Source organism: Synergistaceae bacterium (assembly GCA_021372895.1).
Classification (GTDB): domain Bacteria; phylum Synergistota; class Synergistia; order Synergistales; family Synergistaceae; genus JAJFTP01.
The window spans coordinates 1-24,948 of sequence record JAJFTP010000041.1; the positions used below are offsets into that span (position 1 = coordinate 1).

The window sequence follows — 24,948 nt, forward strand, 5'->3', positions numbered from 1 at the left end:
CAATCCCTGTTCAGGGCTGATGAGGGGCTTCATTATGAGCATTGATCTTTCTGTAAAAATAGGGACGCTCGAACTTCCCTTCCCGGTAATTCCTGCCTCAGGCGTATGGCCTTATGAAGAAGAATTCTGGCGTGGCGAAAAGCTTGACGGCATGGGGGCCGTATGCACAAAGGCGATAAGCCTCAATGCAAGGAAGGGCAACAGCGGCACACGTCTCTGGGAGACTCCGTCCGGCATACTTAACAGTATCGGGCTGCAGAATATCGGAGTACAGGGATTCATAGAAAAATATCATTCCATGGCAGTTGACTGTGGGCGTCCGGTAATTGCCAACGTCGTAATGGAGCGCGAGGAAGAGACGGAAGAGACGCTGATGCGCCTTCAGGAAGCCGGAGGAATATCTGCTGCAGAGCTGAATATATCATGCCCAAACGTCGACGGAGACGGGATGGCGTGGGGAATAGAGCCGTGCAGCGCCGCGAGGGCTGTGCGTTCCGCGCGTAAGGTCTGGAGCGGTAGGCTGTGGGTGAAGATGACACCGCAGGCGGCCGATCCCGCAGCGGTAGCAAAGGCGATAGCGGATGAGGGCGCTGACGCACTGGTCGTCGCTAATACTTGGCTTGGCATGACGATGGATATGAACACCGGCAGACCTGCATTCGACCGTGTTTTTGCCGGGCTCTCGGGACCGGCTGTGTTTCCCCTTGCTCTTCGCCTCGTGTGGCAGGTATGCGGAGCTGTGGATATTCCGATAGTCGGCTGCGGCGGCGTTACATCCGCGAGCGATTGTGCGGCTATGGTGCTCGCAGGGGCTTCTGCTGTCGAGGTTGGGACGGCGTTTTTCAGGAATTTAAATGCCGGTGCGGAGATATGCGACGGATTGCCGGCCTTTGTCAGACAATATGGGCTGTCTTCGCTTGCCGAACTGACAGGGATGGCACGAAAGTAGAGACTGTTTCGATTTGGGAGTGTCTGATGCGCGGCTGAATAACCAAATGCGCAGATGATTATTAAACATTTTGGGCAGACACATAGTATAATCTAGAGGAGCGGGTCATGCCGTTACGATGTCCGGTTCCGGACCGGATGATTTCCGGCGCGGGATATGTTTTGTCGTCATATGTTTAATAAGGAGAAATCTAATGGATCCCAATAGTACAAAACCTCTGATAATAACGATAGACGGGCCGGCAGGGGCCGGTAAGAGCACTGTTGCTCGAGGGGTCGCGGAAAAAACGGGGCTTCATTATCTTGATACCGGAGCAATTTACAGGGCTGTCGCATGGTGGCTGAGCAAAAAGGGCATCTCACCCTCTGACGAAGCCGATATAGAAAAAGCCATGAAGGATTTTTCCTTGTCGTTTGATAAAGGGAAGATCTACGTATGCGGCAGGGATGTGACTAAGGATATACGTATGCCTGAGGTGGACTGTATTGTCTCTTCTTACTCGGCGCTTAGGAATATAAGAGATTCACTGCTCTCTCTTCAGAGGGAGCAGGCGGAAGAAGGGCTCGTCGCTGATGGTCGGGATATGGGGACCGTAGTATTTCCTGATGCGGACCTTAAGGTATTTCTGACCGCATCCGCTGAAGAGCGTGCCTCGCGCAGATACAAAGAGCGGATCGCACGCGGAGAGACAGCAGACTACGACGAGATATTGAAACAGGTGAACGAACGTGACCGATACGACACCGACCGTGAAATCGCACCCCTTCGGCCGGCACAGGGTTGTATTATCCTGGACAGTACAGATATGACTATTGATGAGGTTGTTGACGCAATATCGGCGCTTGCGTCGGAGTTTGGGAGAAATAAGCATAATTGAGCAGACAGAAGAGATCCATAGACCTTTCAACGAGGCCCTACAAGGCGATCATTGCCGCAGTCGACAGGAAGAATTCGGACGATACGGAGGTCTCCCTTGACGAACTTGTGATGCTGCTGGAGAACCTTGGTATCCCTACTGCGGCAAGGGCTGTACAGCACAGGGACATGCCTGATCCTGCCAGCTTTATCGGTTCTGGGAAGGCTGAAGAAATAAAGGATTTTGCATCAAAGTTGTCAGCGACACTGCTTGTGGTCGATGATTTTCTGACCCCGACTCAGAAGAGCAACCTTCAGAAGCTGACATCGCTTCCAGTATGGGACAGGGCTTTTGTGATAATGAAGATTTTTGAACGCAGGGCCCACACGGCTGAGGCAAAATTGCAGGTCGAGCTTGCCCATTGCAGATACGAGATCCCAAGTCTGAAGGGGCTTGGTCACCAAATGTCCCGCACCGGAGGCGGCATAGGCACCAGAGGCCCGGGCGAGACTGAATTTGAACGCCACAGGAGGAAACTTGAACGGCGGATAAAGAGCATCACGTCCCGCCTTGCGGAAGTCAGCAGGCGCAGAGGAGAGAGGCGTGACAGACGCAGAAAGGACGGGGCTCCTCTCGTTGCTCTGGTCGGTTATACGAACAGCGGCAAGTCGACGCTGCTCAAGGCTCTTTCTAATGACTCTACGATATTATCTGCAGATCAACTTTTTTCGACGCTGGATACGGTCACCAGACGCATAAACTATAGAGACGGCGGAGCATTTTTGCTTTCTGACACAGTAGGCTTCATTCGTAAGCTCCCGCCTGAACTGGTGGCGGCTTTCAGAGCCACTCTTGAGGAAGTCGCAGGCGCCGATCTGCTGCTGCTGGTGCTGGATTCTTCCGATAGGGATCCGGTGGAGAGCTTTGATATAGTCCTTGCAACGCTCAGGGCATTGGATGCTGATATGCTGCCGCGCATGATCCTGCTCAATAAGATAGATAAAACAGGTGAAAGCGCGGGATTCATAGCTACTGAGCTGAGGGCCCGCGGAGAAGAAACTGTCAGTATATGCGCATTGACCGGAGAAGGTTTCGATGAACTGCTCCGAAAAATCAGGGAGAGGCTGGAAGAGTTATCGCCTGCAATTGTAAGGCAATAGCATCGTGGAAACCTTTAGATAAATTATAGCTGTTTGCCTGGCGTAGGGCCGGCAGTTAATAGTATGATAAATCGATCGAATGATCCGGCGAGGATCAGAGATGGGATGTGATCAACAATGTATGTCAGCATGACAGGTTTCAGCAGGGCGCGGCTTCAGCTGCCGTGGGGAACGCTCAGCCTTGAAATATCGAGCGTCAACCATAGGTATCAAGAAATATTCGTAAAACTGCCCCGTGAGTTTTCAAGCTGGGAGCCATGGTTTCATCAGAAGCTGCGCAAATGTTTCAGGCGCGGCAAACTGCAGGTGCGCATGGATGTGATGTGGGCTCCTACGTTCCGGATAGGGCGTATAAATAAAGATATCCTATCCTCATACTGCGATGAACTGCTGCAGATACAGCGCTCAATGGGGCAGGCGAGAGAGCTTGAACTCGAGATGGTCTTATCTTTGCCCGGTGTTCTTGACATTCCAAGGTTTGAGGACAGCGAAGCGGCGGAGACTCTTGAGGATGTTTTCGACAGGCTTATAACAGACGCTGCCGCTTCATGGCGTTCAATGCGCGAAGCAGAGGGTGCGCAGCTTAAAAAAGAGGTCTTGATCCACCTGGCCGAGCTTGAAAGGCTGACCGGTGAGATAGAAGCCCGGTGGCTGCCAACTAAGGATGCCGCACTTCAGGCGGTTCGCACCAGGATATCAGAGGCGCTGGAAGGACTCGGCGAAAGACTGGACGAAAGCAGATTCCTTCAGGAGATAGTCCTATTCACAGACAAGTGGGATGTTTCAGAAGAGCTCGCGAGGCTCAAAAGCCATATGTCAAAGTTTCGTTCGGCAGGAGATGAATCGGAGTCTGCCGGGCGTAAACTTGATTTTATTGTTCAGGAAATGAACCGCGAGGTCAACACGCTTGACTCGAAGATTGCGGATGCCGATATCCGATGGCTTGCAGTGGAAGCCAAGGCTGCTCTCGAAAGAGTCCGTGAACAGATACAGAATCTGGAATAAACGGCCATGAATTATAAACTTGTACATGTCGGATTTGGGAATATGGTCGTTGCTGAGCGGATAGTTGCGATAATCACCCCATCCTCCGCCCCGATAAAGAGGCTCAAGGAAGAGGCGCGGGAGGCTGGCCTGCTTGTTGATGTCACCCAGGGAAGAAAAACACGCGCAATACTTGTTATGGACAGCAGGCATGTCATACTGTCGGCGATCCAGCCTGAGACTATAACAGGTCGTTTTGAGGGAGAAGATGGGAAGGAAGAGAAACAATGAGGGGACATCTCTACGTGCTGTCAGGACCAGCCGGAGTTGGAAAGGGAACTGTGTTGCGTGAAGTTTTTTCACGACTGGACAACATTATTTATTCCATTTCCTGCACTACCCGTGCGCCAAGGCCTGGCGAAATAGACGGGATCCATTATCATTTTATGGACGAAAATGTCTTTAAAAAAATGGTAGAGGATGGAATGTTTCTGGAATGGGCAAAGGTACACGGGAACTATTACGGTACAAGAAAGGATATAGTGCTGGAGATGCTTGAAAAAGGAATGGACGTGCTTCTTGAAATAGATGTCCAGGGAGCGGAGCAGGTCAAGCGGAAAATGCCTGAATCTGTTACGATATTCATCCAGCCTCCGTCCTTTGAAGAGCTTGTGAAGCGCCTTACGGGGCGGGGCACGGAAAGCCCTGAGGATCTGGAGCTTAGGATAAAAGACGCAAAAACAGAGATAAAATACGCCGACAGGTTTGAACATCAGATAATCAACGATACTGTTGACAAAGCTGCAGAAGATTTTATAAAAATAGTGAAAAAATATCGGGAGGCTGCAAAATGATATATATGGATCTTGAGAAAATTTACAAAGATAGAAACATCCCAAATAAATATATCCTTACTCTTGTCATAGCGGCACGCGCACGTCAGCTCAGCGAGAGGAAAGGTGCTTTGCTGGGTTATGATGAAAAATTTATAACTAAGGCAGTGGAAGACCTCATAGAAGGACGTATCCGTTATTCTGTTATAGACACGTCGACACAGAAGACTGCAAATGAGCCAGTGGAAGTCTGACAAAAAAATACTTTTTGGAATAAGCGGAGGCATAGCGGCGTATAAGGCGCCGGATATACTGCATGGCCTGGTAAAGGCCGGCTGCGAGGTCGAGACGATATTGACTGAGTCTGCCGAGCAGTTTGTCAGTCCGCTTGCGCTGTCGACGCTGAGCGGCCGTACTGTATGGTGCGAACGGGATTTCCTGTCCAGTGAAAAGGGATGGAAGATCCCGCATATAAAACTTACAGAATGGGCGGATGTTTTTGTAATTGCCCCATGCACGGCAAACGTACTAAGGATGTGTGCGGACGGGGACAGCAGCACTCTTCTCGGCGCAGCCATGCTTGCAAACAATAAGCCGCTTTTGCTATTCCCTGCGATGAACTGCAACATGCTTGCCCATCCCGCCACACAGCGGCACATTAAGGCTGTCATAGACATGGGATCCACAGTTGTGGACCCTGACAGCGGTATGCTGGCATGCGGATACGAGGGGAAGGGCAGGCTGCCGGCGTATAATGTAATATATGAGCACATATGGCGTGTGCTCTGTCCCAAAAAGGATATGTCAGGGATGAAGGTACTTGTGACAGCAGGTCCAACGCATGAGTATATAGATCCTGTCCGCTATATAAGCAACCCCAGCAGCGGCAAAATGGGGTACTCAATAGCGAGGGCCGCATGGTACAGAGGGGCGGAAGTAACCCTTGTATCCGGGCCGTCACACCTGACGCCGCCGGTGGGTGTAAATGTGATCAATGTTATCACTGCTGAGCAGATGTATAAAGCATGTATAGAGGCTGCTCCGGAAATGGACATTATAATAAAAGCAGCAGCGGTCGGAGATTTCAGAGTAGAGCAGGAGGCACAGCAGAAGATAAAGCGCCGTGACGGCGAGCCCCTTAACCTGGCCCTTGTTCAGAACAGGGACATAGCGGCAGAGCTTGGCAGAATAAAAAAAGCCGGACAGATACTTGTCGGATTTGCCGCTGAGACCCAGGATCTTATCTCTAACGCGCAGAAGAAAATGTCGGCCAAAAACCTTGACATGATAGCATGCAACGATGTGCTCGCCAAAGGCTCGGGGTTTGCTTCCGACACCAATACCCTAATGATAATAACTCACGGAGGTGTCGAAGCGGAGTTTTCAGGCAGCAAGGAAGACGCAGCAGATGTGTTGCTTGATGCGGTGATCCGCAAAAAAACAAAAGTGTAATGGCGATAACCTCTGTGGCGGTACCTGGTCCATGGTGGACCTTGCTGTCTTATGCGTCCGATGAAGTTCTTTCCGAGGGACTGCGCGTACGGGTCCCGCTGGGTAACTCATTCCGTGTGGGGCTGACTGCGCAGGCAGAGGCAGAACCTGATGTCATAAAGGAACTCAGGAGCATAGACAGCGTAATTGACAGCTCACCTGTCCTGCCGGAAGATCTCTGGAAGACCCTCTTATGGTTTGGCGGTACATGGTTCACAGGCCTTGGCATGGCGGCCAAGGCTCTGCTTCCGTCGAAATTTCTCGGCGGATCTGAGGTTGGACCAATGCCTGTTATGATACAGGATAAACATCCGGCATCAGGAGTAAGGTATGTTTATGAGCCGCGGGATGCATTAAGATACGGCATATATGCCGATATGACGGAAAATTCTCCTGACGGGAGCCTTGTACTTTTTCCTGAAGTTTTATCTGCTAAAAGATTCTGGGAGATGCTTCCTAAATCGATCAGGGAAGGCGGGGTGCTTTGGTCCGTATCAAACCCCGCGAAGCAATGGGATATATGGAAGAAGACATTGGCAGGAGAGATAAAATTTGTTGTTGGGAGTCAGGGCGCTTCCTTCCTGCCCCTTCGCGGACTGTCAAGGATCATTGTAGATGACGAATGCAGCGGCGGATGGCGTACTCAGAAACATCCGATCTTTCACCGTCGTACGCTGCTCGCGGCAAGGGCGAGGTTTGCCGGAGCAGAGCTTGTGCTCGGCGGGCGTATGCCGTCATCAAAGGCCTTTATGGAGATGGGGCCATCAGATGGCAAAGAGGGTGCCGAGAGCAGACTTGTCTTTGTCAATATGAGTGATTCTGCTTCTTTTGAAGTTGCGGCAATAAAGGAATCCATTCCTATCAGCAGGCCTCTTATGAGGGAGACGCTTGATTGCAGAAGACGCGGAGAGTGGGCGTTCTGGCTTCTTGACCGTAAGGGATACGCAGGAGAGATATACTGCCGTGACTGCGGTGCGCCTGTCCGCTGTTCCATGTGCGGCGGGACAATGCGATGGGAGGGGCGCTACGGAAGGCTTTCATGCCTGAACTGCAGGAGCAGGATACCTGTCCCTGAAAAATGCCCTTCCTGCGGCGGGCCATTTCTTGAAGGGACCCGTCCCGGCGTTGAGGCTCTGAGGGAGAAGGCGTCGTCCCTGCTTAAGTACAAAGGAGAAGAAGTCCTGCTGTTTCAAGATGAAGGAGATAAGCTTCCTTCGTGTAAAACTCTGATGAAGGACTATCCGAATGGGGCTGTTGCGATCGGCACGAGAAAAATACTTGCGCTTGCAGACGAACTCTCGCTTGGCATGGTGGGTTGGATCGACGCAGATTCAGAGGCAAGGGCCACGGAATATGATGCCAGGGTAAAAGCGTTTTCGCTGGTGTGGGAATCTCTTTGGAGGGGCGGAGAGCCTGAGAGACGAAGGGTAGTCATACAGAGCCGGAGACCCGGGGTAGCATGGCAAACTGGACTTAGAAGAGGCTGGCGTATTTTCTGGGAGGCGGAACTTCGCTACCGCAAAGAATTGGCACTCCCGCCATTTGTACCAATGCTTAAGCTGGAGATGCCCGTCGGCGGAAGTGAGAAATTTGTAGAAATGCTTGAAAAATATGATATTGAATACTGGAAATCAGATGAAGCAGAAGATGAAATATGGATCAGAACACGCAGTTTCGGTCTGCTGAAAAAAATCCTTGAACCTTGGTTTCATATAAGAAACACAAGGATCGGTTTTCCCTTGGTACTTTTGAATTTAGATTAAAAAATATTCCCGCAGTGCTGAGGTTCTGTGGAAGGAGCAGAAAAACATGGCAATAGTAGCGATAGTCGGTAGGCCTAACGTTGGCAAATCATCCATTTTCAACAGAATTCTTGGAAAACGCACGGCCATAGTAGACGACATGCCCGGTGTAACAAGGGACAGGCTCTACGGCGAGGCCGAATGGGCAAACAGAAAATTTTATATAGTTGACACAGGCGGCATAATGCCTGAATCAGACCACCCGTTTATGGATCTCATATCAAAACAGGTCGATCTCGCACTTGAGGAGAGCAGTGTGGTCATCTTCGTTGTGGACGGGCGTGACGGGATCACCCCAATGGATGAAGAGATCGCGCTTAAGTTAAGACGGGGCGGCAAGCCCGTAATATTAGTTATGAACAAACTGGATAACTCAAAACAGGAAGAAATTATGCTAAGCGAGGCATATTCTCTCGGTTTTGACACCGTCATTGCAGCAAGCGCGGAACACAACACAGGTTTTTATGATGTTCTCGATGCTGTTGTAGCAAAGCTGCCTGCGGATGAAGACATTGAATCTGAGGGTGACGATATCCGTGTCACACTTGTCGGCCGTCCTAACGTAGGTAAATCCAGCCTGCTCAATGCGCTTGCAGGAGAGGAACGTTCCATGGTGAGTGAGATAGCCGGTACGACAAGGGATGTGGTTGACTCGCTTGTTGAGATCGACGGAGTAAAATTTCGCTTTCTCGACACTGCCGGGCTGAGGCGTAAAAGCAAAATCAGCACAGATCTGGAGTATTACTCAAATGTCCGTACGTATCAGGCTATTGACAGGTGCCATGTTGCTCTGGTATTGCTTGATGCGGAGGATCCGGTGACGGAACAGGATAAACGTCTCATAGGACAGGTTCTTGAACGCGGCAAGGGGCTCATAATAGCGATGAACAAGTGGGATCTTGCGCCCAGGGAGGATAAGATCGGGGACAAGATGGCTGAACTTCTTACGGATGAAATTCCGTTTGCTGTGCATGCCCCAAGGGTTTTTATCTCCGCATTGTCCGGCAGGGGTATTCACAAGCTGCCTGAGCTTATACTGAAAGTCGAAGAGAACAGACGGCGCAGGATCCCGACCTCAGAGCTTAATAGGCTGGTAAAAGAAGTCCTTATCTTTGAACGTATGCCCGGCGACGGCAAGGGGCACAGTCTCAAAATATATTATTGTACTCAGGCAGACGGTGCACCTCCGGCATTTGTTTTCTTCGTAAACAATTTTGAACTGGCATCAAAATCTTTTAAACGTCATCTGGAAAACTGCATCAGGGAAATGGCGGACTTTTCGGGCGTTCCGATAAAGATATTTTTCAGAAATAAAGAGTCAAATTCTTGAAAAATCGGCTCAGGTACTTGACGGAACGGGGAATAGGCTGTAAAAAGAGCAGTGTACTGCATTTGCAGTGATAATCTTGTCAGGAGGTGGCAAAGAAGTGACAAAGACAGATCTTGTCAATGAAGTAGCGAAGTCCGTTGAGGGTATCACAAAAAAGAAAGCTGCCGAAGTTGTAGACGCAGTGTTCGAAGGTATCCATCTTTCACTTAAGAAGGACGACAAAGTGCAGATCGTAGGATTTGGCACATTTGAAGTCCAGAAGAGGGCCGCGCGCCAGGGCCGCAATCCTCAGGATCCCAAGAAGGTCATCCAGATCCCAGCAAAGAAGGTGCCGGTGTTCCGTGCAGGCAAGGCTCTTAAAGAGGCTGTTAACGGTAAGTAGCAGTCACGGTATTTTTTGATCATATTCCGCAGACATTGTATCCGTAAGCTCCCGGCACCCTGTGCCGGGATTTTTCTTTCGCCACTTGACCAAACAGAGATAGCGCGCTATTATACTCCGTGCCTACGGGATGTAGCGCAGCCTGGCTAGCGTACCTGCATGGGGTGCAGGTGGTCGGAGGTTCGAATCCTCTCATCCCGACCAGATATTGCAAGAGGGAGCCAAACCGGTTCCCTCTTTTTCTGTTTTCGGTTTTATACCCGGACATGGCGAACGGAGAATACGATCATTTATGGTAGCACCTCTGAGATATAATTTGATAGAACATTAATGTCAGTAATAAAGTTTATAGCGGAGGAAATTGATAATGGCTAAAATCCCGTACTTCGTCCATAACACAGATATAGGACAGAACTTCCTGACAGACCATTCCATAGTTGAATGGATGATAGACAGGGCTGCTCTGAAAAGTGAAGATAAGGTGCTGGAGATAGGCCCGGGGGAGGGCATACTTACCGAAGGTCTTCTATCTGCCGATTGTGCCGGTGTTTGCACCATTGAACTGGATACCCGCCTTAAACATGCAATAGATATGCTGGCAATAAAAGATAGAAGGCTGACTCCGCTTTGGGGTGACGCTGTTCAGTTTGACTATGAAAACTGCCTTCCGTGGTATCCCAACAGGATAATAGCTAACCTTCCGTACCATATAACCACACCGCTGCTATGGGCTTTACTTGAGAAGCTTGCACAGCACGGACTCGAATATATGCTGCTGATGGTGCAGCTTGAATCCGCGCAGAGGATAACATCGCCCCATGGGCATCGTGAGCGTTCACCGCTTGGCATAACGATCGAAGCCATGGGGATATCGAGTATACTGCGAAGCGTTCCTTCAAGTGCCTTCAGACCCCAGCCAAGGGTCAATTCATGCATAATAGAGATAAAAATAGAAAGAAATCAGATATTGCCCTCTGACCGGACATGGCGTGCCCTTCTCGCGCATTCATTCAGACAGAGGCGCAAAACACTGGTCAATAACTGGATGGCAGGCTATGGCGGCATCACGCGGGAATCTGCGATCGATATACTTGAACGCCACGGGCTCAAACAGTCCGCGCGTGCGGAAGAACTGCCCCTTGAATTATGGTTTGAACTTATGAACGAGCCGGGGTTTATGCTTAGTGACAAGAGCGGCAACAGGGAATAGATCATGTGGTGGGATCTGGACAAAGTTGTCATCAGTGAAAATATGGATCTGCCTGTTGACTGGAAATCTATGTCCCCGTCCGGCAGGGTTTTCGTAGAAATAGGTTTTGGCAACGGGGAATTTCTTGAGTATCTGGCGAGGGCATACAGAGATGTCCTCATCGTGGGCATGGAGGTCTCCCAGTGGTGCGTGACAAAGGGTGCGCGCCGTGTACTGTCGGAGGGGCTGGATAATGTCCGCATCATGCATGGTGATGCCCGTTTCATGCTGCGGTGTTGCTTTTATCCTGGATCCGTCGAACGTGTTTTTATGAACTTCCCCTGTCCATGGCCTAAGACGCGCCATGCCGGACGCCGTGTGACGGTGCCGCAGTTTGCGGACCTGCTTAATTATATCCTTGTGCCGGGAGGCACGTTTGAGCTTGCGACCGATGTTGAACGGTATGCGGCGGAAGCATCGGCGACGATCACAGGGAGCGGCGCTTTTGACATATGTCGGTTCGGGGTCGATCCGGTAAGACCGTATGTAACAAAGTATGAAAGAAAATGGAAGTCCATGGGCAAGGACACGTGGTCGCTCATACTGTGCAAAAACGGCATAATACCTGCAGAGTTCGATAGGGAGGATGATTGGCCCATGGAGGCTGAAACCTATAGCAACAAAACCGCCGACTCAGTCATGGCTGCACTGAAGGGCGCCGAAGGCCCCGGTATAGGCGGCAAAGGGCATTGGGTATTCCGAGAGGCGTTCATCTCATCTGACGGTGTCGGGCTTGTTTTAGTTATTACTGCCGATGAGGGGTTCGAACAGCACTTTTATCTTAAGGTCATCCCGAACAGCAGAGGAATTACAATCAAGGTCGATTCCGTAGGGCACCCATACAGGACACCGGCGATGCGGGCTGCGCTGCAGTACGCGCTAAAGGCAGCCGGATAAAATGATATTTTATTTTTCCCACTGATTGCGTAATAACCCCTTGCATATTTTATTCTTGTATGATAAAAGTCTGCTTAAGTGATAGCAGTATAAGGAGGGTAGGTTATTTAAGTCTATCATCACAAACTATTTCAAGCATTTTCTGGAACCTGACCTAACTGGATATAACAGCGAGAAAAGGCCATACGGACAGCCTGGTCAAATGCCGAACTAGCGATTGTGATATCGTGTTGATGAGCATCAGCTCAGATTTTAGTGCGGGGAACCTCCGCGCAATTGTGTTCATAAGTGAGAGTACTTGTGAATGATCGACATGAGCAGTAAAAGTATTTATTACTGTATAGGCTCAAATAAACTACCAACATTTGAATAATACATAAAACAAATTAAGTAGAGATCATATCAAGTACAATCATTCTGCCTTCTTGTATATGGAAAGGCGGATGGTTGTTTTTTTCATTATGTAGGGTTTGGCATCAAGAACCCCGATCGAAGTGAACACACCGGCGGAGGCCATTTTCTGAAAGGGGTATGAAATGGCCGATAAAATCAAGCTTTATGGATTTAATAACCTGACCAAGACGCTGAGTTTTAACATCTACGACGTGTGTTACGCAAAAAGTGAAAGAGAAAAGAACGAATACGTAGCATACATTGACGAGCAGTATAATGCTGAGCGTCTGACGAACATACTATGTGATGTTACTGATATGATCGGCGCAAACGTGCTGAATATTTCAAAGCAGAACTATGATCCGCAGGGGGCAAGCGTCACGGTCCTCATATCGGAGATGCCCATGCCTTATGAGGATCTTGACCCTTCCTGCAACAGAGGTCTAGGGATCCTTTCAAGAAGAGAAACTGTCTGCGGGCATCTGGACAAAAGTCATTTGACTGTGCACACCTACCCTGAATATCATCCAAATCAGGCAGTTTCAACTTTTCGCGTTGATATTGATGTTTCTACCTGCGGTAAAATTTCTCCGCTGAATGCGCTTGACTATCTTATAGGAAGCTTTGACTCTGATATTATAACTATAGATTATCGTGTGCGCGGTTTCACGCGCGAGATGGACGGCCGTAAGTGCTACATAGACCACAAGATAACTTCGATACAGGACTTTATCGACGCAAAGACTCTTGAGTTATATGATGCGCAGGATATCAACGTCTACCAGGCAAATATTTTTCACACGAAAATGCTGATAAAAGAACTGCACCTGCAGAATTATCTCTTCAACAACGATGTCCTGGAATTCAGCCCGAAAGAGCGTCTTATGATCACGGATATGCTACGCCGGGAGATGATAGAAATATATGCCGGGATGAACGTATATGAATGACCAGAACGAAACACCCATATACGATGCAATGCAGCAGTATATAAAAAACAGGATCGTATCCTTCGATGTGCCTGGGCACAAACAGGGCAAAGGGCACAAGGCTCTGGTGGATGCTTTCGGAGAGAAATGTGTTTCAATGGACCTTAATTCCAGCAAGCCGCTGGATAATCTTACACATCCGACAGGTGTCATACGCCGTGCGGAGGAGCTCGCGGCAGAAGCCTTCCGCGCGAGCCATGCATTTTTGATCCTGAACGGTACGACAGCGGCAGTGCAGAATATGATCTTCTGCAGCTGCAGACAGAACGACAGGATCATAATGCCGCGCAATGTTCATAAAAGCGTGATAAACGCAATGGTTATCTGCGGTGCAATACCGGTGTACGTAAACCCGGGAGTTAATCCTGACTTTGGGATAAGCCTTGGGATGTCTGTGGAAGACGTGAGGCGGGCTATAAGCGAGTATCCGGATGCAAGGGCCGTCTTCATCAACAACCCGACATATTACGGGGTATGCAGCAACCTCAGGGAGATTGTAAAAATCACACATGATGCCGGGATGCTGGCTCTTGTTGATGAAGCACACGGCACACACCTCTATTTCGGTGAAACCCTGCCTGCCGCAGCAATGGATGTCGGTGCTGATATGTCTGCCGTGAGCATCCACAAGACCGGCGGTTCTCTGACACAGAGCTCCATGCTCCTGCTAGGTCCCGACGTGGACGCAGAGGCGATGAGGCAGACGATAAATCTGACACAGACTACCAGCGGAAGCTACCTGCTTATGATCTCACTTGACATAGCAAGGAAGAATCTTTTTCTTAACGGTAAGGAAATTTTTAAAAGAGTATCTGCTCTGAGCAGCTACGCAAGGAATGAGGTAAATAAAATCCCCGGCCTTCATGCGTTCGCTGAGGACATAATAGACGGGGACACGGTATTTGACTTCGACAAAACCAAGCTGAGCATCCACACCCGTGCAATGGGGCTTGCCGGAATAGAGGTCTATGACATACTGCGTGATGAATTCGGAATACAGATAGAGTTTGGTGACATTGGCAACGTTCTCGCGATAATCTCAGTAGGGGACAGGGAGCTCGAGATAGAGAGGCTGCTTGGAGCTTTGTCCGAGATACAGCGCCGTTTCAGCAGAGAGCCTATGAATATGCTTGACCATGAATATATAAATCCCCTTGTCGCCATGTCGCCCCAGAGGGCCTTTTATGCAGACAAGCGCAGTGTGCCCATTGAAAAGAGTCTTGGCCTGATAAGCTCTGAACTCGTTATGGCGTATCCCCCCGGCATCCCCATCCTTGCACCCGGAGAGCGCATAACCGCCGAGATAATCGACTATGTCGCTTACGCAAAAGAAAAAGGATGTGTGATGACAGGTACAAAGGATATGTCAATGAAAAATATTGAAACGGTGGAGGAATGAGCATGGAGCTATGGTATACGGAAGATCACAGTGATAACGTAAAGTTCTCGATAAGGGTGAATAAACAGCTTTATTCGGCAAGGAGCAGCTTTCAGCGCATAGATATTTTTGAGGCGGAGGATTTTGGTCGGTTTCTTACTCTGGACGGGCTGATGATGGTTACGGAAAAAGATGAATTTATATACCATGACATGATCGTCCACGTGCCCATGGCGACAAATCCAAATATAAGCAATGTCCTCGTGATCGGCGCCGGAGACGGTGGTACTGTCCGTGAACTTACAAGGTATGGATCGATCGTAAGCATCGACATGGTCGAGATAGATAAAATGGTTGTGGACGCATGCAGGGAATTTATCCCGCAGACATCGTCAAAGCTTTCGGACCCGAGGGTCACCATCTTCTACGCGGACGGACTCAAGTTTGTCCGCGACAAGGTGGGGAAGTATGATCTGATAATTGTTGACAGCACGGATCCGTTTGGGCCGGGGGAAGGCCTCTTTACTAAGGAGTTCTACGGCAACTGTTACAAGGCCCTGACGAGTGACGGTATCTTAGTCAACCAACATGAATGTCCATATTATGAGAGCTACGCGTTGTCTATGAAGCGAGCTCACAGACGGATAAAAGAACTTTTCCCGATAGCTCGTGTCTACCAGGCTCACATTCCGACCTATCCTTCAGGACACTGGCTCTTTGGTTTTGCCTCGAAGAAGATAGACCCGACAGCCGATTTTGATGCGTCGAGGTGGAATGCTCTGGGACTCAAGACAAAATATTACAACACGGAGCTGCACCTGGGGTGCTTTGCCATTCCAAACTATGTCAGGGAATTGCTAGACGAGGCGGACAATGAGTAGCAGGCAGACCGCATTCATAGCCTGTGAGAGCTCTTATTTGGAGTCTAAGCTTGTAATATTCGGTGCGCCTTTTGACGGGACCTCCAGCTACAGGCCCGGGTCGAGATTTGCCGGAACGGCGATACGCTCAGAATCTTTCGGAATAGAGACATACTCGCCATATCTCGGGAAAGACCTTGGGGATTTTTCAGTCTTCGACGCAGGGGATCTTGATTTGCCGTTCGGGAATGCAGAAGAAGCCCTCGTTCAAATTGAGGATGCTGCTTCCCGCATAATCTCCGACGGCAAGATACCTCTTATGATCGGCGGCGAGCATCTGGTAACACTGGGAGCTGTCAGGGCAACTGTAAAAGAATATCATGATATCGACATCCTCCATTTTGATGCCCACGCGGACCTGCGCGATGAATATCTCGGAGAAAAACTTTCGCACGCAACTGTGATGCGGCGCTGCCACGACTTGGTCGGTGACGGGCACATATTTCAGTTCGGGATACGCTCCATGACAAAAGATGAGGATATATGGGCCGCTGGGCACGTCACTCAGCGAAAATATGACTTTGGGACATTGGAAGAAGTTCTTTGCCGTCTCAGGAGTAAAAAAGTGTATCTGACGATAGACCTTGATGTGCTTGACCCCTCTATATTCCCCGGGACAGGTACTCCGGAGCCGGGGGGCGTTTCTTTCGCCGATCTCATTGCCGCCATTCACAGCACAGGGCTGATTGATATCGTAGGATGCGACGTCAACGAACTGGCTCCGCATTACGACGCAAGCGGGGTATCGACGATAACAGCCTGCAAGGTTATACGGGAGATGATATTGACAATCATGTAAGTATGCGGGATCCGATCTGCAATCTGCATATCAGGCGGAGGGGCTGTTTTTCGCGGAGAGAGTCTTCCATATGTACCATGCAGTGACGACCCATGGAAGAAACGCGATTATTTGAAGCGTTGCCTGAAGGCCTATTAAGTCCGCCAAGATACCGACCGGAGTTGCAAAAAGATTTGCAATGCCCCATGAGACGCCCATGGATAGCGAGCTGGCCGAACTGCGCGATTCAGGGCAGCGCTTCTGTGCCATTGCAGTCGTCACCGGGGCGCTTGCCTCAAGAAGAGCAATGCCTATCATCAGCGTACAGAGAGAAAGCAAACCGGATAAATTAAGGCCTGTTATCAGTAATATAGGGGAGATGCTTACCGATATTATCAGCACCTTCTTATCTCCTACAGTGTCCGCAAGTCTGCCGCCGATAACGCCTGCAATGGTGCTTGCCATAGTTAAGGCGAACAGGGAAAATCCTCCCGCCTTGATCGAACCTCCATTTATAACTATAAGCATGGGCATGAAAAGCTTTATGCTCTGAAACGTGGCGTCCCTGACGCTTGCAATAAATACAACATTTCCGATTTTGCTCAGCAGGTGGCGGATGTTGCATAAGAAGTCCGGTATGCTTCCTTTTTTGTAAGGAATGTCTAAAATTTTATCCTCCTGTATCCCTCCGACCTTTTTCCATAACCAGAGACAGATCAGCAGTATCGGCAAAAGCATGAACGGGAATCCTTTTTTACCAAGCAGAGAGATCATATAGACGACATAAAGAGGTCCTATGGCGCTGCCCAAACTTCCAAATGCTGCGAACATTGAGATGAAGAAGGCCAAGTTTTTTATGCCGGCGGCTGAGCCGGCACGTCCGGTCCCCTGTGGGTGGAACAGCGCAGTGCCCGTGCTTATGCAGCCCACAAAAAGCAGCGCTGCCGCGTAATTCGGAGCCAGCGGCAGCATGCATGCGCCGAAAACACTGAGGCACGGTCCCCATATAGCAAACCAGGGTCTTTTCAGCCTGTCTGCAAAATAACCCGATATTGGCTGTCCAAGGATATTGGTCATGCCGAAGAGCCCGCTCAGAAGACCTGCCTGGCTCATAGACATAGATATGGAATTCACAAGCATAGGTATGATAGTTGGAAGCGAAGTTGAATGAAGGTCGTTCATAAAATGGAGAAATGTGAAGCTTAAAATATTATTCCTGTTCTGCCGCTCAATGTTTGAGCTGTCAATTTTTTCTTGGATATTCGCCATTCTATGTCCTGCTCCTTCATTTTGTGTACAATAATAGTTCCGGATATTATACTCTCTCTATAACTAAACTGGGGTGATGGCGATGAAAGAGATGAGGCCGACGACGGGCAAAGTTATGCTTGCCCTTTTCAATATACTTGGACAGCTCGACGGAAGAAGCTTTCTTGACCTGTTTTCCGGCAGCGGACAGATCGCAGCGGAGGCGGAAGCCCGCAATGCCCGATTCGTCTGCTGCGTGGAATCAGACAGAAAACGATATGCCCGAATAGTTAAAACAGTGCCTGAAGAGGTAAAATGCCTCTGTATGGATGTCAGGCGTGCTGTCTCAAGATTTGTTAAAAATGGCGAGAACTTCGATATAATATTTGCAGATCCGCCCTATAACCTTGGCTGGGGGAAGGAGTTCCCGCATCTTATCGAGTCAAATGATGCCGTCCTTGCCAAGGGTGGCGTGGTTATATTGGAGCGTTCCGACAGAGAAGAGGCAGCTGACCTTGACCCGGTCAAGTGGGAGATGGAAGATCGTGTTTACGGCGGTACGATCCTGACCTTTTACAGACGAAGGGGTGCTTAAGAATGATAAGGGCAGTTTACCCGGGATCCTTTGACCCTATAACCAACGGACATATTTATATTGCAGAAAGGGGCGCCGCGCTTTTCGACGAACTTGTGGTAGCCGTGCTTGTAAATCCGGAGAAACATTCGACGTTCAGCGAGAAAGAACGTCAGATAATGGCGCAGGAGGCCCTTATACATCTTCCGAACGTAAAGGTCAAGTCATTCGACGGGCTGCTTGTGGATTTTATGCGACAGGAGCAGAGCCGGATAATCATAAGGGGCCTGCGTGCTCTCTCTGATTTTGAATATGAGTTCCAGCTCGCTCAGATGAACAGACAGCTTGCTCCCGAAATAGAGACTTTTTTCATAGTAACTGATGCTAAGTACTCATATCTTTCCAGCCGCGGCATAAAGGATGCGTTCCAGTTTGGCGGGTCGGTGAGGGATATGGTGCCGCCGGGCGTATTCCGGCGGCTGCGGGAGCGTATTCCGCCCCGTAACATATAGTTTTATGTTTTTCTTATGATTATTTTGCGGGTATGTTCTTTCCCATACACCCCGGAGGGTATCATCTGCTGCCAGAGTTCGGCACCGAGACATTCATAGTCCATCATTTTCCCAGCGTACTCTGAGATGGAGGCAGCTGCACCGCAGCGCGTTATGACCGGCAGTGTTGCTTTTGTGCGCATCCGGCGGAGAAGCTTCCTGCCGATGTCGTTCATTCCGAGCACTCGTATATACGCCGGGCCGATGCGCTGAAAAGCCCTGTTAGTCCAGTGTTCGAGCCCCAGGAGAAAGTGTATCCCGTGGCGCTGTATCCTTCCGCGGGGGTACCTACGGCTGGAACAGACAGATGACCATTCCTCGAAGGATGTACACCTGAGCGCTGCTTCACGGAGACGGTACTCTATGCCCTCACCTATTTCAGCGCAGCGTGATATTTCTTCTGGCGTTGCCTTTAGGAGCATCGGACGCAGCATGTCCCAGAGTTTTCCGTTGCCGACGCATATCTGTCCTTCTGATACTGCGCTTTTTACTATGGCTGACGAGGCAGGGGGAAGCTGGGCAAGGGCCTCTTCGATCCGTCCTTCTGCCAGTGCTTTGCGCACAGCCGTAGCGCTTGAATATTCAGCTATGTCTTCGTTGTGGTATTTTGCGCCAAGCCTTTGTACATGAACAGGAACCATGTTCCATTTTTTTTGATGAATGCGTACAATATATGCCAGAGCAAGGTTGTTATTCGAGCCGCGCAGCTTTTCTGCGCTTCCGGGGATCATCTCATCAAGCGCCAATGAACGCGCTTCAACGAAAGAATACCCCTTTTTTAAATATTCTTTAAGACAAAACTTGAAAGGTTCCGGCTCTTCGGTTAGAATATCAGCGATTTCATCCATCTGCCAGCCGGGGGATTCAAGCCCGAATGACAAGTGAGTCACTATTCCGGTTGAACCAAGGATGTCAACTGCTGCGTTAGCAAACACCCCTGCGTTGTGAGCCGAGAAGACCAGCGGGAGTTCCATCACAAGATCAGCCCCGGAATCGAGGGCTGCCTCTGTGCGGCTTCGTTTGTTTAGCAGTGCCGGTTCGCCACGCTGTACAAAATCAGATGACAGAACTACGACCACAGCCTCAGCGTCAGATAGTTCTCGAGCTTTTTTTAAATGGTGCAGATGACCGCGGTGCAGCGGATTATATTCGGCAACAATCCCTGTAATGGGTGTATACATATAAATTATTCACCGTCCTCTTTTGTTAAGGATACCATAAAGAGGACTAAATAAATCAGACTAGGGGAGGCAGTCATATTCTTATGAAAATTCTTGTTCTTAACTGCGGCAGTTCATCCTTCAAGTATCAGCTTATCGACATGGATGGAGAGGCCGTTCTTGCAAATGGGCTTGTCGAGAGGATCGGCATAGCGGGGTCCAAGATCAAGCACACAAAAATGGGTAAGAAGCCAGTCTCTAGAAATGTCGATTTCCCGACACACACTACAGCTATCAAATATGTCCTGGATATGCTGGTTGACGCTGAATACGGGGCTCTGCGGAATCTTGATGAGCTGTCCGCAGTAGGGCATCGAGTGGTCCACGGGGGGGAGAAATTCACTGCATCGGTACTTATAACGCCTGAAGTTATTAAGGGGATCGAAGAAGTCATTCATCTCGCACCGCTGCACAACCCCGCAAATCTTCAGGGTATCCGTGCCCTCATGGAGGTACTCCCCGGAGTACCCAATGTTGCAGTTTTTGACACTGCATTCCATCAGACGATGCCTCCCAAGGCGTACATCTATGGGATACCATTCAAATATTACGAAGAAGATAGGGTCCGCCGCTACGGATTTCATGGCACAAGCCACTTTTATGTGGCAAACAGAGCCGCAGAAATACTCGGAAAACAGATCGGATCACTAAAGATTGTTACATGCCATCTGGGAAATGGGAGCTCAATAACGGCTGTAGACGGTGGTAAGTCGGTAGATACAAGTTTTGGCTATGGAACTGCCGAGGGTGTTATCATGGGGACCCGCAGCGGGAACCTTGACCCGTCTGTGATGATATTCCTCATGGAACGGCTTAAGGATCCGAAACTGGTAAACAACGAGGTGCAGAAGAAGAGCGGTCTTCTAGGTATCTCAGGTATTTCAAGCGACCTCCGCGACATCGAAGATGCCGCTGCTAATGGCAATCAACGCGCAAAGCTGGCACAGGATAAACTCATATACGATGTTAAGAAATACATCGGCTCTTATTCTGCTGCGATGGGCGGAATAGATGTCCTTGTATTCACTGCCGGTATAGGAGAGAATGGGGTGGAATTCCGAAAGGAAGTCTGTGAAGGGCTTGAATTTATGGGTATCAAGATAGATTCTGAGAAGAACAACTGCCGCGGCAAGGAAGTCATCTTCAGTACGCCGGATTCACACGTGACCGTAATGGTTGTTCCTACAAATGAAGAGCTGGTAATTGCGCGTGACACAAAGCGCTGTTCCGAAGCGGCGAAATAAAATTCAGTGAAGCCCGAATTTATCGAAGCAGTTCCCCAATATTGGAAATATCGGCTGGTTCTGGCTGCCGTACCTAAGGACGGAACTCCGTTTGAGGACAGCTTCAGCGTTGAGCTTGAACGTCCTTTGTATTACTGGGCCCAGGTCTATACTTTTGCATCGCCGTTGGGCGTGAAGGTTGAAGCCCGTCGAGCTGAAGGAAACCTTTTGATTTCTGTTTCTGTTGATTCAGAAGCACAAGTCCCGTGTTCCAGATGTCTTGAACCTGCCGGGGTTGCAATTGCGGGTGAATTAAGGTATCTTTTCTCATTGCGGACCGAGGAATATAAATGTGATGAAAAAGACGGCAAGCCTGACGGAGAAGAGGAACTTATCCTTCTTGATACATGGGAGGATGAGATTGACCTGGCTCCTCTGATATGGGAAGTTATCATAACATCACTTCCTGCCGCGGCCTTGTGTTCTGAGGCCTGCAGAGGGCTTTGTCCGCAGTGCGGAACAAACCTCAACAAATCTTCATGTAGCTGCAGAAGCGAAAAAGGGGATCCGCGGTTTGATGTTCTTCGTTCTCTTGAAGATAAACAGAACAACTGACTGCAAAAAAAATAAATAAGTGATAGAATTGCACAGGCGGAATTTTCGCCGAAGATTTAAGGGGGGAAACAAAGAATGGCAACTCCAAAAAGGCGAGTATCCCACTCCCGTACGCATAACCGCAAATCACAATGGCTTGGAGCACTTTCAGGGCCCAGTCTCACTGCCTGCAGCCACTGCGGAGAGATGATCCAGACATACCGTGTGTGCCCTGCTTGCGGTTACTACAGAGGACGTCAGATCATCAAGATCGCTGAATCGAAAACTGCAGAGAAAGACTAGAAATAATTTTAAGAAAACGGAACATGGGTGTGATGCTCCTGTTCCGTTTTTTATTCAGCTCAGTTTCTGCAGTTGTAAAAAAACTTATTTATCCTTTATAGAGGCTGATATCATGTTCTTGCTGTCCTGCAGGCGCATATCTCTGTGCAGGTGCTCATTTAGGCATAAAAATCCCTCCGGTTTTTCCCATTGACAATTTTTCGCAGATGTAATATCTTGTCTGGTATTATGACCAGCTATTAACTGGATTCCGGGAGATGTCCTATGCGATCTGAAATTAAGAAGCAACGGCACATGAAACTACTGAAACTAATTGATGCTAATCCTCTGATGACGGACGAAGATATCGCTGTTTCGCTTGGTGTGAGTTTGAGCACTGTCCGTCTGGACAGGGGATTGCTTTCTATCCCGGAGCTTCGTGAAAGAATGCGCTCAATGGCTGAACATGCCAACAGCAGGCTTAAATCACTTAGGGATGAAGAGATAGTCGGAGAACTGCTTGAGCTTGAACCGAACGAATGGGCGCTTTCTGTTATGACTACGAGCAGAGAGATGGCTTTCAGGCATACTGACCTGATAGGGGACTATTATACTTATGCGCAGGCTTCCACTCTGGCGATAGCTACCATCAATGCGGAAATGGTCCTTGTTGGAACTGCAAGACTGAGGTACCGCCAGCCCGCCTATGTCGGGGAGAAGATAGTTGCAAGGTCAAAGGTCGGGACCCATAAGGGCAATAAGTATGTTGTAAGTGTCCACAGCAGAATCGATGACAGGGAAGTTTTCGTCGGACGTTTTGTGGTGGTTGCAAAAGACCCTGCAGAGATGGCTTAATGGAGGCTAAGAGATGCTAATAGCAGTGGATGCAATGGGAGGCGACCATGCGCCGGAAGAACCGTGTCAGGGGGCGATCCTCGCGTGCAGGGAAAAACCTCATCTTTCTGTTGCGCTTCTCGGAGACAGCGAGAAGATAAAGCCGATAATAGAAAGAGCTGAGGCGAGTGTACGTTCACGTATCAGCATAGTTCATACAGATGAAGTCATAAATGGAGATGATTCTCCTTCCATTTCGATTCGCAGGAAAAAAAGGTCAAGCCTGGTTGTAGGTTTCGAGATGGTTAAATCGGGAGAAGCGGATGGGATCGTTTCATCTGGCAGCACAGGTGCAATAGCGGCAGGCGGCGTGCTTCTTCTGGGCCGTATTCCCGGGATCGATCGTCCAGGACTTGGCGCAATGCTTCCTGTACTCAACAGGACGACGCTTCTTATGGATGTAGGGGGAACTGTCCGTTGTAAACCAATAAATCTTTTGCAGTTTGCACAGATGGGTTCAATATATATGAAGCTTTTTAAAGGGGTCGAAAATCCTTCAGTAAGACTTCTCAGCAATGGAGAGGAACTTATCAAAGGAGATGAAGTAATCACGGTGGCACGCGAACTTATAGAGGCAAGCAGCCTGAACTTCGGGGGTTATGCGGAGGGCAAGGATATACCTAACGGCATTGCTGATGTTATAATCTGCGACGGGTTCACCGGAAATGTGATTATTAAATTTGGGGAAGGTCTTGGAGAGCTTCTTAATGATCTGTTCAAAGAAGAATATACAAACCACATTCTTCCTAAAGTAGGAGTTTTCTTTATGTGGCCTGCAATGAAAAGGGTGCTTGGCCGCTTTGACTGGGAAAAACAAGGCGGGTCGCCTGTTCTTGGAGTCAACGGAACTGTTATAAAAGTTCACGGACGTTCAAAATGCAAACCGATATCCTATGCGATTATCGGAGCGGCTAATTTTGCCGAACAACACGGGGTTGACCTGATAAGAGAAGGAATAGCAAGGAGTGGTATGGAATGAAGCTGATCGACGGCCGTTTCGCAATGATCGCTGGAACAGGTAAATATATTCCGGAACGAGTGATGAAAAATTCCGACTTTGAAAAATTTCTTGACACAAATGACAAGTGGATAGTTGAAAGGACAGGGATAAAAGAGAGGCATCTTGCCGGCGAAGACGAGAAATGCAGCGATCTTGCATTTAATGCGGCAGTCTTTGCCTTGAAGGATTCTGGTTTAGCACCTGAAGAGCTTGATATGGTCATAGTTGGAACATGTTCGCCGGACTCAGCGTTTCCCAGCGTTGCGAGCAAGGTACAGGGCAGACTCGGAGCTGTAAATGCGGGGGCATTCGATGTTCATGCCGGATGCACAGGAAGCCTTGCGGCGATGTCGGCTGGGATAGCAGGTATAGCCTGCGGCATGTGGGACAACGTACTTGTCATAGGCGCGGAAGTATTCAGGGACATTCTGGACTGGACTGACAGAGGTACCTGTATACTCTTCGGAGATGGCGCGGGAGCATGTGTTCTGAGTGTGTCATCAGAAAAAAAAGGCCGTTTTACCGCATCAAAGCTGATGTCTGATGGTACAAAACATAATTACATCACGCTTGAGGGAGAAAACAGAGATGATCCTCATAAAGTCAGAATGAAGGGCAATGACGTATTTAGATTTGTTAATACGGCGCTGCCTGTGTTTATAAAAGACTTTTGTCAAGACGCAGGTTTAACGCCAAACCAGGTAGATTTCTGGGTTTTACACCAGGCTAATACCAGGATAATAGAAGGCGTATTTAAAAGGATCGGAGTTTCGACAGAAAAAACTCTGATAAATCTCGAAAACTATGGGAACACCTCTGCGGCTTCTATGATGATAACGTTAGATGAAGCTATGAAGTCCGGAAGGATCAGAAGCGGAGAAAAAGTTGCATTCGTAGCGTTTGGCGCCGGAATGACTTTGGGAGCCTTGCTTTACGAGGCATAAGGGGGATTTATGAAGATGTTTGAGAAT

Annotated in this window: 27 protein-coding genes and 1 tRNA gene; 26 read left to right on the forward strand and 2 right to left on the reverse strand. The window is 49.1% G+C overall.

Annotation, left to right across the window (positions count from 1 at the left end; all coding sequences use genetic code 11):
* Positions 1–34: 34 nt before the first annotated feature.
* The 18 genes from LLF78_03975 to speB all read left to right on the forward strand — a co-directional run bounded on the left by LLF78_03975 (position 35) and on the right by speB (position 16,412).
* A complete protein-coding gene (locus tag LLF78_03975) occupies positions 35–949 on the forward strand; it encodes a dihydroorotate dehydrogenase (GenBank protein MCE5201653.1) in 915 nt (304 codons plus the stop codon).
* A gap of 193 nt (positions 950–1,142) precedes the next feature.
* Entirely contained in the window at positions 1,143–1,826 is a 684-nt protein-coding gene (cmk, locus tag LLF78_03980; GenBank protein ID MCE5201654.1) for a (d)CMP kinase, read from the forward strand.
* A complete protein-coding gene (gene hflX, locus LLF78_03985; protein MCE5201655.1) occupies positions 1,823–2,965 on the forward strand; it encodes a GTPase HflX in 1,143 nt (380 codons plus the stop codon). The genes cmk and hflX overlap by 4 nt, the downstream gene beginning before the upstream one ends.
* Before the next feature lie 117 nt (positions 2,966–3,082).
* Entirely contained in the window at positions 3,083–3,970 is an 888-nt protein-coding gene (locus LLF78_03990) for a YicC family protein (GenBank protein ID MCE5201656.1), read from the forward strand.
* Positions 3,971–3,976: 6 nt separating this feature from the next.
* Positions 3,977–4,240, forward strand: coding sequence for a DUF370 domain-containing protein (locus LLF78_03995; GenBank protein MCE5201657.1), 264 nt, complete (start codon positions 3,977–3,979; stop codon positions 4,238–4,240).
* A complete protein-coding gene (gene gmk / locus LLF78_04000; protein MCE5201658.1) occupies positions 4,237–4,803 on the forward strand; it encodes a guanylate kinase in 567 nt (188 codons plus the stop codon). The genes LLF78_03995 and gmk overlap by 4 nt, the downstream gene beginning before the upstream one ends.
* The gene (locus LLF78_04005) at positions 4,800–5,036 is read left to right on the forward strand and encodes a DNA-directed RNA polymerase subunit omega (protein ID MCE5201659.1); all 237 of its coding nucleotides are present in this window, start codon (positions 4,800–4,802) and stop codon (positions 5,034–5,036) included. The genes gmk and LLF78_04005 overlap by 4 nt, the downstream gene beginning before the upstream one ends.
* The gene (gene coaBC, locus LLF78_04010; GenBank protein MCE5201660.1) at positions 5,017–6,234 is read left to right on the forward strand and encodes a bifunctional phosphopantothenoylcysteine decarboxylase/phosphopantothenate--cysteine ligase CoaBC; all 1,218 of its coding nucleotides are present in this window, start codon (positions 5,017–5,019) and stop codon (positions 6,232–6,234) included. The genes LLF78_04005 and coaBC overlap by 20 nt, the downstream gene beginning before the upstream one ends.
* Positions 6,234–8,036, forward strand: coding sequence for a hypothetical protein (locus tag LLF78_04015; protein MCE5201661.1), 1,803 nt, complete (start codon positions 6,234–6,236; stop codon positions 8,034–8,036). Before coaBC ends, LLF78_04015 begins: the two co-directional genes overlap by 1 nt.
* A 46-nt stretch (positions 8,037–8,082) precedes the next feature.
* On the forward strand, positions 8,083–9,405 hold the full coding sequence (gene der, locus LLF78_04020) for a ribosome biogenesis GTPase Der (GenBank protein MCE5201662.1): 1,323 nt from the start codon (positions 8,083–8,085) through the stop codon (positions 9,403–9,405).
* A 97-nt stretch (positions 9,406–9,502) separates the two neighbouring features.
* Positions 9,503–9,787 (forward strand): HU family DNA-binding protein, encoded by a 285-nt coding sequence (locus LLF78_04025; GenBank protein ID MCE5201663.1) that lies wholly within the window; start codon positions 9,503–9,505, stop codon positions 9,785–9,787.
* 126 nt (positions 9,788–9,913) lie between these two features.
* A tRNA-Pro gene (locus LLF78_04030) sits at positions 9,914–9,991 on the forward strand.
* Positions 9,992–10,154: 163 nt separating this feature from the next.
* Positions 10,155–10,997 carry a 16S rRNA (adenine(1518)-N(6)/adenine(1519)-N(6))-dimethyltransferase RsmA gene (rsmA, locus tag LLF78_04035; protein MCE5201664.1) on the forward strand — a complete coding sequence of 281 codons (843 nt, stop codon included), beginning with the start codon at positions 10,155–10,157 and terminating at the stop codon, positions 10,995–10,997.
* Positions 10,998–11,000: 3 nt separating this feature from the next.
* A complete protein-coding gene (gene trmB / locus LLF78_04040; GenBank protein MCE5201665.1) occupies positions 11,001–11,933 on the forward strand; it encodes a tRNA (guanosine(46)-N7)-methyltransferase TrmB in 933 nt (310 codons plus the stop codon).
* A 536-nt stretch (positions 11,934–12,469) separates the two neighbouring features.
* Positions 12,470–13,276, forward strand: coding sequence for an adenosylmethionine decarboxylase (gene speD, locus LLF78_04045; GenBank protein ID MCE5201666.1), 807 nt, complete (start codon positions 12,470–12,472; stop codon positions 13,274–13,276).
* The gene (locus LLF78_04050) at positions 13,269–14,714 is read left to right on the forward strand and encodes an aminotransferase class I/II-fold pyridoxal phosphate-dependent enzyme (protein ID MCE5201667.1); all 1,446 of its coding nucleotides are present in this window, start codon (positions 13,269–13,271) and stop codon (positions 14,712–14,714) included. Before speD ends, LLF78_04050 begins: the two co-directional genes overlap by 8 nt.
* 2 nt (positions 14,715–14,716) lie before the next feature.
* Positions 14,717–15,574 (forward strand): polyamine aminopropyltransferase, encoded by an 858-nt coding sequence (gene speE / locus LLF78_04055; GenBank protein MCE5201668.1) that lies wholly within the window; start codon positions 14,717–14,719, stop codon positions 15,572–15,574.
* On the forward strand, positions 15,567–16,412 hold the full coding sequence (gene speB / locus LLF78_04060; GenBank protein ID MCE5201669.1) for an agmatinase: 846 nt from the start codon (positions 15,567–15,569) through the stop codon (positions 16,410–16,412). The genes speE and speB overlap by 8 nt, the downstream gene beginning before the upstream one ends.
* 30 nt (positions 16,413–16,442) lie before the next feature.
* On the opposite strand, the gene LLF78_04065 is transcribed toward speB, so the two are convergent.
* Complete coding sequence (locus LLF78_04065) at positions 16,443–17,660, reverse strand: MFS transporter (GenBank protein MCE5201670.1); 1,218 nt, start codon at positions 17,658–17,660, stop codon at positions 16,443–16,445.
* 91 nt (positions 17,661–17,751) lie between these two features.
* Between LLF78_04065 and LLF78_04070 the strand changes: the two genes are divergently transcribed.
* The gene (locus LLF78_04070; protein MCE5201671.1) at positions 17,752–18,234 is read left to right on the forward strand and encodes an RsmD family RNA methyltransferase; all 483 of its coding nucleotides are present in this window, start codon (positions 17,752–17,754) and stop codon (positions 18,232–18,234) included.
* Between the two features lie 2 nt (positions 18,235–18,236).
* Entirely contained in the window at positions 18,237–18,725 is a 489-nt protein-coding gene (coaD, locus tag LLF78_04075) for a pantetheine-phosphate adenylyltransferase (GenBank protein MCE5201672.1), read from the forward strand.
* 2 nt (positions 18,726–18,727) lie between these two features.
* Here the strand turns inward: coaD and LLF78_04080 are convergent, their stop codons facing one another.
* Positions 18,728–19,945 carry a nucleotidyltransferase family protein gene (locus LLF78_04080; GenBank protein ID MCE5201673.1) on the reverse strand — a complete coding sequence of 406 codons (1,218 nt, stop codon included), beginning with the start codon at positions 19,943–19,945 and terminating at the stop codon, positions 18,728–18,730.
* An 83-nt stretch (positions 19,946–20,028) separates the two neighbouring features.
* Here LLF78_04080 and LLF78_04085 point away from each other — a divergent pair, with 83 nt between their 5' ends.
* The 6 genes from LLF78_04085 to LLF78_04110 all read left to right on the forward strand — a co-directional run bounded on the left by LLF78_04085 (position 20,029) and on the right by LLF78_04110 (position 24,921).
* Positions 20,029–21,228 carry an acetate kinase gene (locus LLF78_04085; GenBank protein ID MCE5201674.1) on the forward strand — a complete coding sequence of 400 codons (1,200 nt, stop codon included), beginning with the start codon at positions 20,029–20,031 and terminating at the stop codon, positions 21,226–21,228.
* A gap of 6 nt (positions 21,229–21,234) precedes the next feature.
* Positions 21,235–21,822, forward strand: a complete 588-nt coding sequence (locus LLF78_04090; protein MCE5201675.1) for a DUF177 domain-containing protein — start codon at positions 21,235–21,237, stop codon at positions 21,820–21,822.
* Between the two features lie 75 nt (positions 21,823–21,897).
* Positions 21,898–22,104, forward strand: coding sequence for a 50S ribosomal protein L32 (gene rpmF, locus LLF78_04095; protein ID MCE5201676.1), 207 nt, complete (start codon positions 21,898–21,900; stop codon positions 22,102–22,104).
* A gap of 264 nt (positions 22,105–22,368) precedes the next feature.
* The gene (gene fapR, locus LLF78_04100; GenBank protein MCE5201677.1) at positions 22,369–22,938 is read left to right on the forward strand and encodes a transcription factor FapR; all 570 of its coding nucleotides are present in this window, start codon (positions 22,369–22,371) and stop codon (positions 22,936–22,938) included.
* Positions 22,939–22,951: 13 nt separating this feature from the next.
* Positions 22,952–23,956: a phosphate acyltransferase PlsX gene (gene plsX / locus LLF78_04105; GenBank protein ID MCE5201678.1), complete on the forward strand. Its 1,005-nt coding sequence runs from the start codon at positions 22,952–22,954 to the stop codon at positions 23,954–23,956.
* Positions 23,953–24,921, forward strand: coding sequence for a ketoacyl-ACP synthase III (locus LLF78_04110; GenBank protein ID MCE5201679.1), 969 nt, complete (start codon positions 23,953–23,955; stop codon positions 24,919–24,921). Before plsX ends, LLF78_04110 begins: the two co-directional genes overlap by 4 nt.
* The last annotated feature ends 27 nt before the right edge of the window (positions 24,922–24,948 follow it).